Below are 15710 nucleotides of genomic sequence, written 5' to 3'. Positions count from 1 at the left end.
AAGTAACCGGAAACCAGTCAGGCCTCGGCATCGAGATGACGGGGCCCGACTGGTGCCGCCGGAGCAGCGGGCTTCGCGACTGCCGCTGGGCTTGTCGCCGGGACTGCTCAGTTAGTGCCCGCGGGCGATCCATTCCTCCAGCTGCGGCGCCTCGGCACCGATGGTGGTGGAATCCCCGTGGCCGGTCAGCACCACGGTTTCCTCCGGCAGCGCCAGGAGACGGGTCCGGATGGAATCGATGATGGTCGGGAAGTCGCTGTAGGACCGTCCCGTGGCGCCCGGGCCGCCCTGGAAGAGCGTGTCACCGCTGAACAGTGTGCCCTCGCTCTTCAGGTGGAACGAGACCGAGCCGGGGGAGTGCCCGGGCGTGTGGATGGCCTTGAGCTGGACGCCGGCAACGGCGAAGGTCTGGCCGTCGGTGATGACGGCGTCCGGGTCCATTTCCGGGTACACCGCCCGCCAGAGCATCCAGTCGGCCTGGTGCAGATGGATCGGGGCCTTGGCCAGGTCCCAGAACGCGCCCGCCGACGCGATGTGGTCGTCATGCCCGTGGGTCAGCAGGATGGCCTTCACGGTCCGTCCGCCCACCGCCTCAAAGATGGCTGCGGGATCGTGGGCCGGATCGATCACGATGCACTCGGAGTCGTCGCCGACGATCCAGACGTTGTTGTCCACCTCCCAGGTGCCGCCGTCGAGCGAGAACGTCCCGGACGTGACGACGCGGTCGATCCTGATGCTGCCGGTTGTGCGGGTCACAGCACTACCACCGAGCGGAGGACGGAGCCTGCGTGCATCTTGTCGAACGCTGCCTCGATCTCGTTAATGCCGATGCGTTCGGTGACGAAGGCGTCGAGGTTGAGCTTGCCCTGCTTGTAGAGGTCCACCAGCATGGGGAAGTCCCGGGACGGCAGGCAGTCGCCGTACCAGGAAGACTTGAGGGAGCCGCCGCGGCCGAAAACATCCAGAAGGGGAAGTTCGAGGGTCATCTCCGGCGTCGGGACACCCACCAGGACCACAGTGCCGGCGAGGTCGCGGGCGTAGAAGGCCTGCTTGTACGTTTCGGGACGGCCGACGGCGTCGATCACCACATCCGCGCCGAAGCCGCCGGTGAGTGCCCGGATCTGCTCCACAGGGTCGCCCAGGGAAGAGTCCACGGTGTGGGTGGCGCCGAGTTCCTTGGCGCGCTCGAGCTTCTTGGCGTCGATGTCGACGGCGATGATGGTGGTGGCGCCGGCAAGGGCGGAACCGGCGATGGCGGCCACGCCCACGCCGCCGCAGCCGATCACGGCCACCGAGTCGCCGCGCTTGACGCCGCCGGTGTTGATGGCGGCACCGAGGCCGGCCATCACACCGCAGCCAAGCAGCCCGACGGCGGCAGCATCGGCGTCGGGGTCCACCTTGGTGCACTGCCCGGCGGCCACGAGGGTCTTTTCGATGAACGCCCCGATGCCGAGGGCCGGCGAGAGTACGGTGCCGTCCTCGAGCGTCATCTTCTGGGTCGCGTTGTGGGTGTTGAAGCAATACTGGGCCTGGCCGCGCTTGCAGGCCCGGCAGTTGCCGCAGACGGCACGCCAGTTCAGGACGACGCGGTCACCGGGTTCGATCTCGGTGACGCCGGCGCCCACGGCACTGACCACGCCCGTGGCCTCGTGTCCGAGCAGGAACGGGAAATCATCGCTGATGCCGCCCAGCTTGTAGTGAAGGTCGGTGTGGCACACACCGCTGGTGAGGATGTCCACCAGGGCCTCGCCCGGGGCCGGCTCCGGAACCAGAATTGTTTCCAGAGTGGCCGGTGCGCCCTTGGAACGGACAACAACGCCTTTGACTGCATGGACCATGAATCTCCCCTTAAGAGCATTGCGGAATACGGACTCGCCGTCCGATATCGATCTCAAACTGTCTATCACAGAGGACAGACAAGGGGATGGTGCCGGCCGGAGTCCGGGCGCAATGGTGTCTTGTATGACAGACGGCATCCGCCCGGACCCTGGCGGCTCACGGAATCAGGCGGCGAGGCGCGCTTCAACCTCTGCTGCGGAGGGATTGGTGGCGGCCGTGCCGTCCGGGAAGAGCACCGTGGGGACCGTCTGGTTGCCGCCGTTCAGCTGCTCCACCAGTGCCGCGGTGCCCTCGACCTCCTCGATGTTGATCTCCTTGTAGCCGATGCCCTTGGCGTCCAGCTGCTTCTTCAACCGATTGCAGTAGCCGCACCAGGTGGTCGAAAACATGGTGATGGTGCCTGATTCGGGGGTGAAATCCACAGAGCTCTCCTGAGTATTTGAATGGTGGGTCTTCCACGTCAACGGTAACCCGGCCGCGGATATTCCGTTTTGTGCGGGGCGCTGCGTGACGTGCTCGGATTCCGGCGCGGGGTGCTGGTGCATGCCGGCGGGACGCGGCAGACTGAACGCATGTGTGGACGCTATGTCATGGCACGGGCCGTGGGGGACCTGCTGGCTCAATTCGACGCCGAACTCGAGCACGATCTGGAAGTGGCCAGATCGTGGAATGTTGCCCCTACGGCGAGGGTTCCCATTGTCCTGGAGCGGCTCGTCGAGGGAGCGGTGAAACGGCAACTGCATGTTGCGCGCTGGGGACTGGTGCCGTCATGGGCCAAGGATCCGTCGGGCGGAGCGAGGCTCATCAACGCCCGCAGCGAGACGCTTCTGGAAAAACCGTCGTTCCGCAAGGCCGCGGTCTCCCGCCGCTGTGCCGTGCCGGCCGACGGCTACTACGAATGGAAGCAGGGGCCCGGCAAGAGCAAACAGCCGTACTATGTGCACGCTGCCGACGGCCAGGGCATGGTCTTCGCCGGGGTGTATGAATGGTGGAAGGACCCCGGCAAGGAATCCGGAGATCCCTTGCGCTGGCTGCTCTCAACGTCCATCGTCACCGCGGATACGCCGACCTCCCGGACCGGCGCCTCCGTTTTCGATGAGCTGACAGCCCTGCATGACCGCGTCCCCCTGCCCATGAGCACCGAAACCATGGAGGCGTGGCTGGATCCGCAGGCAGACGACGCCGCCGGGTTGCTGGACATGGTCCGATCAGGGGCCCACGACGCCGCGTCCGGCTGGACGCTCGACGCGGTGGGTACCGCCGTCGGGAATGTCCGCAACGATTCGCCGGAGCTGATCAAGCCCGTGGAAGGGCTCTTCTAGCGCTCCGGCGCGCGGTTCCTTAGAGGGCTTCGGAGACCGCAACGCCCGCCTGGAACTCGCGGCCGTCCGCCTCGCTGAAGGCCGTGATGAGGTGCCCCTTGCCGAGCCCGTGGATGGCCGACGCCGGGAAATGGCCCGTGATGGTGTTGCCGGAGTGCTCCACGCCTTTGAGGTCGTAGTTCTCCTCCGTGCTCTGTGCGTGGTTGAAGCAGTAGAAGGCAATTGCCTCGCCGTTCATGAATTCAATGCCCAGCCGGCGCTGGGAGGAGTGGTCCTCGCTGGAGGCGACGAGGCCCACGACATACGCACCGGAACCCGGTATGTTGCCGTCGATCTCGAACTTGGCCACCACGGTGGCGTTTGTGGCCGTGAGGCTGGCCTGCTTCAGGAGTGCGTCATGGGTGCTCATGGCTCAATCCTGCTCTGTCCTCCCCGCGCCGTCCAGCCCTCAGTTTCGACAGTCCGCCGTCGGCTTGCCAGTTTTCCAAACTGGACCTTTATTTCAAGGCCAGTTGGAAATTATTGTGGTGCTGAAGCGTGCAAAACAGCCGCTGTTCCATAGCAAGAGAAAGAACCCCATGACCTCCGTACCCCAACGACTCTTCTCCCAGGTGGATGTCTTCGCTCCTGGACCCAAGGCCGGCAACCCGGTGGCGGTCGTCCATGACGCAGAGGGCTTGTCCACCCAGCAGATGCAGAGCTTCGCCAACTGGACGAACCTGTCGGAGACCACCTTCCTGCTGGCGCCAAGCGACCCGGCGGCAGACTACAAGCTCCGCATCTTCACTCCGAGGACTGAAGTCGCCTTCGCCGGACACCCGACCCTCGGATCCGCCCACGCCTGGCTGGATACGGGCGGGCAGCCACAGGCTGCGGCGCATCTGGTGCAGGAGTGCGGGGCCGGCTTGATCACCATCCGGCGCTCGGGCGATGAACTGTCCTTCGCTGGGCCCCCGCTGCGCAGATCGGGGCAGGTGGAGGTGTCCGTGCTTGAGCAGGCAATCGCAAGCCTTGGCCTCCAGCCCGGGCAGGTCCTGGGGAGCAATTGGGTCGACAACGGCCCTGGGTGGATCGGAATCCGCCTGAAATCGGCTCAGGAGGTCCTGGACCTCCGCCCCGACTTCGGCGTCATGGATGAGCTCAACATAGGTGTCATTGGTGCATATGGCGAGGATGGGCCGGCCGATTTCGAAGTCCGGGCGTTCGCGCCAGGCCACAACGTGGACGAAGACCCCGTGACGGGCAGTGTCAATGCCGGACTGGCTCAATGGCTTTGCGATGAGGGCGTGGTCAGCGGCAGCTACACCGTCCAACAGGGCACAGTGCTCGGACGCGGCGGACGGCTGGCCGTCAGCGTGGAAGCTGACGGCGTCTGGGTCGGCGGCATCAGCCGCACCATCATCAGGGGGCAGGTCTCCTTCTGAATCCGCGTCCCTCGACGCCAGCAATCCGGCTGCCGACTGATCATTCTATTGATGGACCTCCGAGTAGGTTTCCTCCGAATGGCCCAGCTTGTTTTGTCGCCAGAGATCGGGCGCACGAAGCCCCGCCCGGTGCAGGTCCGGACGGGGCTTCTCGTTGGTGATGGGAGCTGGGTTGCTACTTGGTTCGGGCCTTGTTGCGGCGGGTGAGGAGGTAGATCACGACGGCGACCAGGCCCAGGATGATGGCGCCGGTTCCGATGAGGAGTCCTGTGTTGTCCGGGCTGGTCTGCGCTGTTGGTGTCGAAGCCGGCTGCTCCGAAGCCGACGCTGAAGACGATGGGGCCGCGGGGGTCGTGCTGGCCGCGGGTGAGGCGGGTGCAGAAGTGGCGTCTTCGGCTCCGGCGTAGGTGAAGGAGAAGGTTCCTTCGATAGGGTGCCCGTCGGCGGAGACGGCGCGCCAGTCCACGGTGTATTTGCCGGGGTGGTCGATGTCGGCGTCGATGCTCAGGGTGGCGCCGTCCTCGGTGATGTCTCCTGTGCTGACGACATGTCCATCGGGGGCGGTGACCCTGATGATGTTCGAGCCGGGGAGTTTGGTGTCCGGCGCCTTGGTCAGGGTGATGGAGACTTTGCCCGGGTTGGTGGTGATGGTTTGCCCGCCGGCGGGGTTGGAGGAGGCCAGGGCGTCGTGGGCGTGGGCCGGGCCGGCTCCCAGGAGCGCGGTCAGGGCAAGGGCTGCGAAGGCGGCGCCGGTCATCCGGGCGCGGCGGAGGGAAAAGCTCATGGGTGTGTCCTTTCAGGACGGCCTGAACCCGCTGTGCGGGCAGACTTAAAGACTGTCAATAGAAGTGAGGTGGGCGCCGGGCGCTCAGAAGGACGGGTGTGTCCTGAGGGGCAGCTGCGGCGGGCCTCTGAGGGCAGGAATCCGCAGGCCGGGGTGCGGCACCGCAACGGACTCACTCCGCAGGGACCGGATTCGGGCGCGGGCAGGCATGTCGATGGGGCGCAGGATTGCGGCAAGTGGTTTGAGCCATGCCACCAGCTGCCAGAGGGTGGCTTCGCCGTGGGCCAGCAACAGCGCGGTGGCGGCGGTGGCGAGCGCGTGCGCGGCAAGCATGGAGGCGCCGGGCAGCCCGGCGAGTAAATGTCCTGAAACAAGGTCACCGGCGGTCGCGCAGTCCGGGATGGCGAAGGCCTGGTGGTGTCCGTGTCCGGGAATTCCCGGGCCGGTGCAGTGTCCTGTGGTTCCGGCGAGGGCCGTGAAGGCCAGGTGCAGGGCGGTTTGGCTGGTCGTGAGGATTCCGGTCATGGCCGCGAGGCCGAGCCGGTATCGGGAGAGCAGCATGACCGGGGCCAGGGACAGGACTGCGAGCAGGGCAAGGATGTGGGTGTCGGGCAGGTGCCCGCCGGCGGCGGTGTGCGCGGCGGCTGCGAGGGCGACGGTGGCGGTGCTGATCAGGCAGGCACGCAGAAAGCGCAGGGGTGCGTGTTGGTGCATGGTCCGGCCTTTCACGTGCGGAGGGTCGGCTGCCCGGTGCCGTGACTGAATCCCCGGTGGGTCAGTCGTGGGTGGGTTCGCCGGTGACCTGGTGGTCGGCGTGGTTGATGGTTTCCTGGATGAGGCGGAGCAGGTGGCCGTCGTGGAGGGAGTAGATGACGTGCCGGCCGTCTTTGCGGGTGTCCACGAGTCCGCTGAGCCTGAGTTTGGCCAAGTGCTGGCTGACCACTGTCCGCGGAACAAGGGCGTCGTCTACGAGCTCGGTGACGGTCTTCGGGCCTTGGGCGAGTTGCCAGAGCAGGTGCAGGCGGGTCGGTTCGGCCAGCATCCGCAGTGTGCCGGCAGCGTTCTCGAGCAGCTCCGGCCCGGGTGTGACCGGGTGGAACAGCGAGGGCTCGTCAGGAGCGTCGCGGAACGGGCTGCTCGATTGGCTGCTCAACGCTGTGCTCCTTCGTGACGGGTTCCCTGGCTCCCGTGACGGTGCGCCCGGGCCAGGACAGGAATGCTCCTGCACTGCCTAGTATCGCAAGGATTGTCAGCGCTGCCGCAGCCGGGCCCAGGCCGGCGGCCGCGCCGAGCCATCCGGCCAGCGGGTAGGCGAGGATGTAGCAGGCGTGCGAGAGCGAGAACTGGGCGGTGAACACATACGGCCGGGTTTGTTCCGTGGAGGCGTCCCTCAGCAGCCGTGAGGACGGAGTGAGGATGGTTGAATTGCCGGCGCCGAGCAGGAACCACAGCCCCAGCAGCCACCACCATCCAGCGTCGGGGTCGGCCAGGACGGTGACTGCCGTGGCGCCGGCAAGGGTCACCGGGATCAGTATTGCTCCGGTGAGCATCACGGCCCGGTCCCCGAAACGCTCCAGCACCCGCGGCGCCGAGATCGCCACGATCATTGACCCGACCCCGAAACAGGCCAAGGCCAGGGCCAGGTCCGTCTCGGGCCGGTGCAGGAACTCCCTGACATAGACCACGGAGTTGACCAGCACCAGGGCTGTCGGAGCGGCGACCACCAGATTCAGGGCGAGCAGGGACCGCAGGCGGCGGGTGTTCCAGAAGATCCGGGCGCCCAGGGTGGTCCGGTGCCACAGCGATCCCGGCGTTCCCGCACCAAGGTCGGCTTTGGGCAGGGCGGTGATGGCGACCATGCCGGCGGAGAGCAGGAACCCGGCCACGGTGCCCAGGAACAGCCTGTTGTAGCTGACCATGCTCAGCAGCAGGGCCGCCGCGGCCGGGCTGACGAGTGCTTCCATGTCATAGGCCAGCCGGGACAAGGACAGCGCGTGGGTGTAGTCCCGCTCATCCTTGAGCACCGTAGGAATCAGGGACTGGAAGGCCGGGGTGAACGTCGCCGACGCCGACTGCAGCAGGAAGATCACCACATGGATCTGCCACGCCTCCGTGATGAACGGCAGGCACAAGGCCATCGCCGCCCGCACCAGGTCCGCGCCGACCAGCACCGGCTTCTTCGGCAACCGCGCCACCAACGCGTTGATCACCGGAGCGAAACCCACGTAGGCCAGCATCTTGATCGTCAGCGCCGTGCCCATCACCGCCCCCGCATTGCTGCCGGCTAGATCAAACGCCAACAGCCCCAGCGCCACCGTCAGCAGACCGGTCCCCACCAGGGCCACGATCTGCGCCGAAAACAACCGCCGGTACGTCTCATCCCGCAAAACGGACAGCATGGGGATCCCGCCTTCAAGCCAATTAAGTGCATACGTGCATATATGTGCACTTAAATTCTAGCGCCCACTCCCCTGCTGGGCCTGGCGATGCAACATGGCGGGGAATGGGTTTTGTCAGAGCCTTTGCGTAAACTGGATTTATTCGAACATATATTCGAATTATTGATGGTTTCCGCGATACGGCAGCGGTTCTGTCCCCGGGGCCTGCCCGGAACGTTGCCGGGGAATGAATCAGGAAGGTGCGCCTGTGGGGATATTCAGCGAGTCCATCGATGTCGACTGCACACCCGACGGCCAGCCGGCGGAACTCCGGTGGAGGGGCCTCAGCTATGTGGTCTGCGCCGATCCGCTGCGCTGGTATGAAAGACGCCAGTGGTGGGTGGAGGAAAGCCGCGCCCCCTTGGGAAGCGGTGCGGGCCTGGTGGACCACGAGATCTGGCGGGTGCAGCTCAAGCGCTCGCCGGACCCCCGCACCCGGGAAGCCGGGGACGCCGCAACGGAGCCCCCGCTCACCCTCGACCTCGTCCGGCACGTTGGCAGCGGACGCTGGCGCTTGCTGCGCATCCACGACGCCGCCCAGTCCCGGACCGCGGAACCGGACGAACCGGCACAGTACGCATGAGCTTCACCCACCTGCATGTATCCACCGCCTTCAGCGCCCACTACGGGGTGTCCTGGCCCGAGGAACTCGCCCAGGCCGCGCACGCAGACGGAGCCACCGCGCTCGCCTGCACGGACCGCGACGGACTCTACGGCACCGTCAAGCACCTGAAAGCCTGCATGGAAGCCGGGATCGATCCGATCGTGGGCGTCGACCTCGCGGTTTTCGACGACGACGGCGACCACCGCACCCAGGTGGCGGGCCGCGTCGTCGTACTGGCCCACGGCCACAACAACGGCGCCGGCTACCGGGCCCTGTGCCGTCTGGTCTCGGACGCCCATGCCCGCACCTCGGGGAAGGCCGGCGGGCCCGTCCCCGTGGCCGTGACCCGGGCGGAGCTGGCATCGCGGACCCTGCACCCCGAAACCCTGGAACCGGTGCTGACGGTACTGATCGGGCCGGACTCCGACGTCGGACGCGCGATGGGCGGGCGGCGCTACCTTCGCCCCCGGACCCTTTTCAAACGCTGGCTCGACGCCATGCCACCCGGAACCATCGCCGCCGAGGCCGTCACCCAACTCAGCGCCCCCGGGGAGCCGTACAGCACGGCACACGCCGTCCGCATGCTCAAGCTCGCCTACGAACACAACGTCCCCGCCGTGCTGAGCAACGCCGTGCGCTACTGCGCCGAAGACGGCGCCGCCACGGCGGACGTCCTGGAATCGGCGCGCACCCTGAAATCGCTCCCGGAACTTTCGGCGGCGCCGATGCTCCAGCCCAACGGGCAGGGCTGGCTGAAATCCGCGGAACAGATGCTGGAACTGGGCAAGGAAATCATCGGCGCCGCAGGCTACGGTGCGGCCGCCCTGGGCACGCTGCTGGCCGAAACCGAGGCGCTCGCCGACACATGCCGCATTGACCCCGTCCTGGACATGGGCTGGAAGCAGCCGCTTGTCCCGGAAGCCTCAGTGATCGGCATTGGGGGAGACCCGCTCAGGGAGCTGTCCCAGCGTTGCGATGCCGGAATCACCAGGCGGTTCCCGGGAATCAGCGGCCAGGCCAAAGAGCGCATGCGCTCGCGGCTTGAGCACGAACTGGCGATCATCGGCGATCTCGGTTTCGCCTCCTACTTTCTCACCGTGGCCGAGGTCTCGAAGATGATCACCGGGATGGGTGTCCGCTCGGCGGCCCGCGGCTCCGGGGCCTCGAGCCTGGTCAACTACCTGACCGGCATCAGCCAGGTGGACCCGCTCCAGCATGACCTCATTTTCGAGCGGTTCCTCTCCGGGGACCGCTCCACACTGCCGGACATCGACATCGACGTCGAAAGCGCCGAGCGGCACAAGGTGTACAGGATGATCTTCAAACGCTTCGGCGCCGAACGGGTCACCCTGATGAGCATGCAGAACGGCTACCGGGCGCGCGGGGCTGTGCGGGACGCCGGTCTCGCGCTGGGCATGGACGACGGCGACGTCGGCGAAATTGCCAAGCAGCTGTGGCGCTTTTCGGCACGCAAATTCCGCGAAGCGCTTGTGGAGAAGCCCGAACTGCGGGACTTCGCAGGGCGGGTGGAAGCCGGCCGTGGGGAGCAGGGCGGCATGGAGGAGAACGAACAGCTGGACATGCTCGTGGACCTCACCGAACGGCTGGACCGGCTGCCGCGGCACATCTCCATGCACCCGTGCGGGGTGATCCTGGGGGACGCCACGCTGCTGGACCGGACCCCCGTGCAGCCAAGCGGGCTGGGGCTGCCCATGAGCCAGTTCGACAAACACGACATGGATCCCATGGGCATGCTCAAGCTCGACGTCCTGGGTGTCCGGATGCAGAGCGCCATGGCCTTCGCCGTCCGTGAGGTCATCCGGCTGCACCCCTCCAAAGCCGAGGTGGTGGAAGCGGGACGGCACCCGACAGGCCCGGACGGGACCGGCCCGGACTACATTTTCACGGACGGCACCATCGACCTCAATGCCGTGCCGCTCGATGACGAACCCACCTACGAGCTGATCCGCAGCACCCACACGCTGGGCTGTTTCCAGATTGAGTCGCCCGGCCAGCGCGAGCTCGTGGGCAAGATGGCGCCGCGGGACTTCAACGACCTCATCATCGACATCTCGCTGTTCCGGCCAGGACCCATGAAATCGGACATGGTCCGCCCGTTCCTGGAGCACCGGCACGGCTTCGCGCCTGAGGTCTACCCGCATCCCGACCTGAAGCCGGTGCTGCAGGAGACCCATGGCGTGACGGTGTTCCACGAGCAGATCCTGAGGACCTTCGACGTCATGACCCAGTGCGGGCTGGCGAAGGCCGACGAGTACCGCCGCCTGCTGGGCAGCGAAGCGGAACCGGAAGTGGAGGCAATCTTCCGGCGCGAGGCAAGGGCGCGGAATTACCCGGCCGAGGTGGTGGACAAGGTCTGGGGGACTTTGAAGGCCTTCGGCAGCTTCGGGTTCTGCAAGGCCCACGGAGCCGCCTTTGCGGTGCCCACCTACCAGTCGGCCTGGCTGAAGGCGCACCACCCGGAGGCATTCCTTGCCGGGCTGTGGGAACACGATCCCGGCATGTACCCCAAGCGGCTGCTCATGGCCGAGGCCCGGCGCCTGGGGATTCCCATCCTGCCGCTGGACATCAACCGGAGCCGGGCCGAATACCGGGTGGAACGGATCGAGGGAGGCCCGGAGCGCGGCAAGCTGGGAATCCGGCTGAGCCTGACCGGCATCTACGGGCTCTCCGGCACGGAACTGAAGCGCATCGTGGCCGGGCAGCCCTATGACTCACTCGCCGATCTCCGGGCCCGGGCGCGCGTGAGCAAGCCGAATATCAAACGGCTCGCCCAGCTGGGTGCCTTCGATGCGCTTCACCGGGACTCCGGGGGAGCAGCCAGCCGGGCCGATCTTGTGCACCACCTGCAGATGCTTCAGAACCGGCCTTCCAGGAAGGGCATCGAACTTGTTGAAGGGCAACTGGCCCTGCCATTGGGTGATGTGGAACTGCGGAACCTGGCGCCGGAACTGCCCGAGCCCACCATGGTCGACAACGTGCGCGCCGAACTGGACCTTATGGCGGTGGACGCGAGCGGACACCTCATGGAGAGCCACCGGCCGCTGCTGGACCGGCTGGGCGTCACCACCGCAGACAAGCTCCTCGGCCTGCGCAACGGCAGCGAGGTGCTGGTGGCCGGCGTCCGCATCGCCACGCAGACCCCGCCCATGCGCGGCGGCCGGCGGGTGGTCTTCATCAGCATCGACGACGGCACCGGCTGCGTGGACACGGTCTTCTTCCACGAAGCCCAGGAACAGTCCGGACCGCTGCTGTTCGGGACGCGGCTGCTGCTGATCAGGGGGACCACGCGCCGCACCGGACCGAGAGGCATCAGCCTCAGCGCCAGCATGGCCTGGGACCTCAGCCGCCCCGAAACGCTGCCCTTGGGCCAAAACCCGGCCGCCGGCGTCGGGATCCCGGAGGAATTCACGCATCCTGGACCCCTCGACGGCATCTCCCGCAACCTCGCGATCACCGGCCTTGGCAGCTGAATCCGGCGCGGCGGCGCCTGCTTTGGCCGCCCTCGCCGAAGCGGATACGATTGACGATGGCTGGCTGTGGTCCCCGTACGCCACAAGCTATGAAGCCTCCACCATGAATAGGAGACACCCGTGTCAGATGCCCAACAGATCACCCTCATCGTCGATGGCGAAGAGACCAAGGTGACGGAGGGGACTACCGGCGCGGAACTCTTCTTTGAGCGCCGCGACGTCGTAGTGGCCCGCGTCGACGGCGTTCTGAAGGACCTTGACCAGACGCTGCCCGAAGGCGCGCAGGTTGAAGGCGTCACCATTGATTCCCCGGACGGACTCAACGTCCTGCGCCACTCCACCGCACACGTCATGGCCCAGGCCGTGCAGCAGCTGCGCCCCGACGCCAAGCTCGGCATCGGCCCGTACATCACCGACGGTTTCTACTTCGACTTCGACGTCGCCGAGCCGTTCACCCCGGAAGACCTGCGCCAGCTGGAAAAGATGATGCAGAAAATCATCAACCAGAACCAGAAGTTCGTGCGCCGCGTGGTCAACGAGGACGAGGCCCGCGAGGCCATGAAGAACGAACCGTACAAGCTCGAGCTGCTGGGCAAGAAGAACGACGCCGCCAGCGCAGGTGAAGGCGTCAACGTCGAGGTCGGCGCCGGCGACATCACCATCTACGACAACGTGGACCGCAAGAGCGGGGACTCCGTCTGGTGCGATCTGTGCCGCGGCCCGCACCTGCCCAACACCAAGCTGATCTCCAACGCCTTCGCCCTGACCCGGTCCTCGGCCGCGTACTGGCTCGGCAACCAGAACAACCAGCAGCTGCAGCGCATCTACGGCACGGCCTGGCCCACCAAGGACGCCCTGAAGGCCTACCAGGAGCGCATTGCCGAGGCCGAGCGCCGCGACCACCGCAAGCTGGGCGTCGAACTGGACCTGTTCTCCTTCCCGGACGAGCTGGGCTCCGGCCTGCCCGTGTTCCACCCCAAGGGCGGCATCATCCGCAAGGAGATGGAAGACTACTCCCGCCAGCGCCACGTGGAGGCCGGCTACGAGTTCGTCTACACCCCGCACATCACCAAGGGCCACCTCTACGAGGTCTCCGGGCACCTTGACTGGTACAAGGACGGCATGTTCCCGGCCATGCACATCGACGCCGAGCTCAATGAAGACGGCACCGTGCGCAAGCCCGGCCAGGACTACTACCTGAAGCCGATGAACTGCCCCATGCACAACTTGATCTTCCGCTCCCGCGGCCGCTCCTACCGTGAACTGCCGCTGCGCCTGTTCGAATTCGGCTCGGTGTACCGCTACGAGAAGTCCGGCGTGGTGCACGGCCTGACCCGTGTGCGCGGCATGACACAGGACGACGCCCACATCTACTGCACCCGCGAGCAGATGAAGGACGAACTCACCAAGACCCTGAAGTTCGTGCTCGACCTGCTGAAGGACTACGGCCTGGACGATTTCTTCCTGGAGCTGTCCACCAAGGACCCGGAGAAGTCCGTCGGCGAGGACGCCGCCTGGGAAGAAGCCACCCGCACCCTGGCCGAGGTGGCCGAGGAATCCGGTCTGGAACTGGTAGCGGACCCGGGTGGAGCCGCGTTCTACGGCCCCAAGATCTCCGTCCAGGCAAAGGACGCCCTGGGACGCACCTGGCAGATGTCCACCATCCAGCTGGACTTCAACCTGCCTGAGCGTTTCGAACTCGAGTTCCAGGCCGCCGACGGCACGCGCCAGCGCCCCGTCATGATCCACCGTGCCCTCTTCGGCTCGATCGAGCGGTTCATGGGTGTGCTCACCGAGCACTACGCCGGCGCCTTCCCGGCCTGGCTGGCTCCCGTCCAAGTGGTCGGCATCCCGGTGGCCGAGGCCTTCAATGACTACATGTTCGACGTCGTTGACCAGCTCAAGGCGGCAGGCATCCGTGCGGAGGTTGATATTTCCTCCGACCGCTTCCCGAAGAAGATCCGCACCGCCAGCAAGGACAAGATCCCGTTCGTGCTGATCGCCGGCGGCGAAGACGCCGAAGCGGGCGCGGTTTCCTTCCGCTTCCGCGACGGCAGCCAGGACAACGGCGTGCCCGTGTCCGAGGCGGTCCGCCGGATCGTCGACGCCGTCAAGAACCGCGAGAGCTGACAGGACGGATCCAGGACGGTGCAGGAGAACACAGGCGCGTCAGGCGAGTATCCGGGCGACGCCGAAGCAACCGATGACTTCGGTCTGGCAGGTGTCCCGGACGCTTTCCAGCGCCTGTGGACTCCGCACCGCATGGCCTACATCAAGGGCGGGCAGGACCAGTTCAAGGGCAAGGACGACTGCCCGTTCTGCGTGGCTCCGCAGCGCAGCGATGAGGAATCCCTGATCGTCTACCGGGGCAAAACCTGCTACGTGGTGCTCAACCTGTTCCCGTACAACCCGGGCCACCTCCTGGTGTGCCCGTACCGCCATGTGCCCGACTACACGGACATCACGGCAGAGGAAACGGCGGAGTTCGCCGAACTCACGCAGACCGCCATGCGTGTGCTCCGCAAGGTCTCCAACCCGAGCGGCTTCAACCTGGGCATAAACCAAGGCATCACCGGCGGGGCGGGCATCGCTGCCCACCTGCACCAGCACGTGGTGCCGCGCTGGGGCGGTGACGGGAACTTCTTCCCGATCATCGCCCAGACCAAGGCCATCACCCAGACCCTAGACGAGGTCCGCCGGCTTGTTTCGGAAGCCTGGCCGGGGGAGTCGAATGCTCAATAGGCATGCACGCGGTTTCTTCACCTCCTTGTTTACCCCTCTTGCCCGCTGGCTGCTCAGGATCGGAGTCTCTCCGGACGCCGTCACGGTGGTGGGCACCGCCGGAGTCATGGTGGGGGCCCTGGTCTTCTACCCGATGGGCCAGCTGTGGTGGGGTTCGCTGATCGTTGCGGTCTTCGCGTTCTCCGACGTTGTGGACGGCATCATGGCCCGGCAGCTGGGTGCCAGCGGCCGCTGGGGCAACTTCCTCGATTCCACCCTTGACCGGGCGGCCGACGGCGCCATCTTCATGGGGCTGACCATCTGGTTCTTCACCGAGGGCGCGGACCGCCCCATCGCGGTTTCCGCAATCGTCTGCCTCGTCCTGGGAATGGTGGTCTCCTACGCCCGGGCGAAGGCCGAATCGCTGGGCTTTTCCGCCAATGTGGGCATCGCGGAACGGGCCGAACGGCTTGCCTCCGTCCTGCTGGTCGCCGGACTAACCGGCCTCGGACTGCCCCCGGTGGTGCTGCTGGTGACCCTCGTTTTGCTTGCAGTGGCCAGCGCGGTCACCATCGCCCAACGCATGGCGGCTGTCCGCAGACAGGCGATGGCCGCAGCCGAAGGCGCGGCCTCCGCATAGCACTGCGGGCCCCGCGCGGCGCCAGTGCACCAGTACGCACCGCCTGTCGACACCAGTGCAACGCCGCATGACGTGGCTGGTGAGTTTGGCCACCCGTCTGCACCGTATGATGAGATGTACTCCTTTTACCTACTCCTAGGGGCTTTTTGTGTCCAGCAGTGAAGAGACTTCAGCTCAGGTTCCCGTCACCGGCAGCAACCGCGTCAAGCGTGGCATGGCGGAGATGTTGAAGGGCGGCGTCATCATGGACGTCGTCAACGTCGAGCAGGCCCGCATCGCCGAAGATGCCGGTGCCGTCGCGGTCATGGCGCTCGAACGCGTCCCGGCCGACATCCGCGCCCAGGGTGGCGTTTCCCGCATGAGCGACCCGGACATGATCGACGCGATCATCGCCGCCGTGTCCATCCCGGTCATGGCCAAGGCCCGCATCGGCCACTTCGTCGAGGC

The 15710-nt window shown here is 66.3% G+C and carries 15 protein-coding genes and 1 pseudogene; 8 read left to right on the top strand and 8 right to left on the bottom strand.

What is annotated here, in order from left to right; genetic code table 11:
• Positions 1 to 111 precede the first annotated feature (111 nt).
• The 3 genes from J1902_RS11965 to J1902_RS11955 all read right to left on the bottom strand — a co-directional run bounded on the left by J1902_RS11965 (position 112) and on the right by J1902_RS11955 (position 2261).
• On the bottom strand, positions 112 to 756 hold the full coding sequence (locus J1902_RS11965) for an MBL fold metallo-hydrolase (protein ID WP_207616485.1): 645 nt from the start codon (positions 754 to 756) through the stop codon (positions 112 to 114).
• Positions 753 to 1838 (bottom strand): S-(hydroxymethyl)mycothiol dehydrogenase, encoded by a 1086-nt coding sequence (locus tag J1902_RS11960; RefSeq protein ID WP_207616484.1) that lies wholly within the window; start codon positions 1836 to 1838, stop codon positions 753 to 755. The genes J1902_RS11965 and J1902_RS11960 overlap by 4 nt, the downstream gene beginning before the upstream one ends.
• Before the next feature lie 165 nt (positions 1839 to 2003).
• Positions 2004 to 2261 carry a mycoredoxin gene (locus J1902_RS11955; protein WP_207616483.1) on the bottom strand — a complete coding sequence of 86 codons (258 nt, stop codon included), beginning with the start codon at positions 2259 to 2261 and terminating at the stop codon, positions 2004 to 2006.
• A gap of 150 nt (positions 2262 to 2411) precedes the next feature.
• On the opposite strand from J1902_RS11955, the gene J1902_RS11950 reads away from it, so the two are divergent.
• Positions 2412 to 3161, top strand: a complete 750-nt coding sequence (locus J1902_RS11950; RefSeq protein WP_207616482.1) for an SOS response-associated peptidase — start codon at positions 2412 to 2414, stop codon at positions 3159 to 3161.
• A gap of 19 nt (positions 3162 to 3180) precedes the next feature.
• Here the strand turns inward: J1902_RS11950 and J1902_RS11945 are convergent, their stop codons facing one another.
• Complete coding sequence (locus J1902_RS11945) at positions 3181 to 3570, bottom strand: hypothetical protein (protein WP_207616481.1); 390 nt, start codon at positions 3568 to 3570, stop codon at positions 3181 to 3183.
• A gap of 169 nt (positions 3571 to 3739) precedes the next feature.
• On the opposite strand from J1902_RS11945, the gene J1902_RS11940 reads away from it, so the two are divergent.
• Positions 3740 to 4585: a PhzF family phenazine biosynthesis protein gene (locus tag J1902_RS11940; protein ID WP_207616480.1), complete on the top strand. Its 846-nt coding sequence runs from the start codon at positions 3740 to 3742 to the stop codon at positions 4583 to 4585.
• Between the two features lie 175 nt (positions 4586 to 4760).
• Here J1902_RS11940 and J1902_RS11935 read toward each other — a convergent pair whose 3' ends face one another.
• The 4 genes from J1902_RS11935 to J1902_RS11920 form a co-directional block, all read right to left on the bottom strand.
• Positions 4761 to 5369, bottom strand: coding sequence for a copper resistance CopC family protein (locus J1902_RS11935; RefSeq protein ID WP_207616479.1), 609 nt, complete (start codon positions 5367 to 5369; stop codon positions 4761 to 4763).
• Between the two features lie 84 nt (positions 5370 to 5453).
• Positions 5454 to 6083, bottom strand: a complete 630-nt coding sequence (locus tag J1902_RS11930; RefSeq protein WP_207616478.1) for a hypothetical protein — start codon at positions 6081 to 6083, stop codon at positions 5454 to 5456.
• Positions 6084 to 6144: 61 nt separating this feature from the next.
• Positions 6145 to 6522: an ArsR/SmtB family transcription factor gene (locus J1902_RS11925; RefSeq protein ID WP_207616477.1), complete on the bottom strand. Its 378-nt coding sequence runs from the start codon at positions 6520 to 6522 to the stop codon at positions 6145 to 6147.
• The gene (locus J1902_RS11920; RefSeq protein ID WP_207616476.1) at positions 6482 to 7768 is read right to left on the bottom strand and encodes an MFS transporter; all 1287 of its coding nucleotides are present in this window, start codon (positions 7766 to 7768) and stop codon (positions 6482 to 6484) included. Before J1902_RS11920 ends, J1902_RS11925 begins: the two co-directional genes overlap by 41 nt.
• A gap of 247 nt (positions 7769 to 8015) precedes the next feature.
• Here J1902_RS11920 and J1902_RS11915 point away from each other — a divergent pair, with 247 nt between their 5' ends.
• From J1902_RS11915 to J1902_RS11890, 6 genes and pseudogenes are all read left to right on the top strand, one after another.
• Positions 8016 to 8390, top strand: coding sequence for a hypothetical protein (locus J1902_RS11915; RefSeq protein WP_207616475.1), 375 nt, complete (start codon positions 8016 to 8018; stop codon positions 8388 to 8390).
• Complete coding sequence (locus J1902_RS11910; protein WP_207616474.1) at positions 8387 to 11902, top strand: DNA polymerase III subunit alpha; 3516 nt, start codon at positions 8387 to 8389, stop codon at positions 11900 to 11902. The genes J1902_RS11915 and J1902_RS11910 overlap by 4 nt, the downstream gene beginning before the upstream one ends.
• 120 nt (positions 11903 to 12022) lie before the next feature.
• Positions 12023 to 14032, top strand: coding sequence for a threonine--tRNA ligase (thrS, locus tag J1902_RS11905; protein WP_207616473.1), 2010 nt, complete (start codon positions 12023 to 12025; stop codon positions 14030 to 14032).
• An 18-nt stretch (positions 14033 to 14050) separates the two neighbouring features.
• Positions 14051 to 14644 carry an HIT family protein gene (locus J1902_RS11900; RefSeq protein ID WP_207616472.1) on the top strand — a complete coding sequence of 198 codons (594 nt, stop codon included), beginning with the start codon at positions 14051 to 14053 and terminating at the stop codon, positions 14642 to 14644.
• On the top strand, positions 14634 to 15263 hold the full coding sequence (gene pgsA, locus J1902_RS11895; RefSeq protein ID WP_207616471.1) for a phosphatidylinositol phosphate synthase: 630 nt from the start codon (positions 14634 to 14636) through the stop codon (positions 15261 to 15263). Before J1902_RS11900 ends, pgsA begins: the two co-directional genes overlap by 11 nt.
• A gap of 214 nt (positions 15264 to 15477) precedes the next feature.
• A pseudogene (locus J1902_RS11890) lies at positions 15478 to 15710 on the top strand (pyridoxal 5'-phosphate synthase lyase subunit PdxS); the annotation flags it as partial.

The organism is Arthrobacter cavernae (genome assembly GCF_017368795.1).
Taxonomy (GTDB): Bacteria; Actinomycetota; Actinomycetes; order Actinomycetales; family Micrococcaceae; genus Arthrobacter; species Arthrobacter cavernae.
The sequence above is the reverse complement of the archived record's forward strand: the minus strand, read 5'-3'. Positions and strand labels throughout refer to the sequence as shown.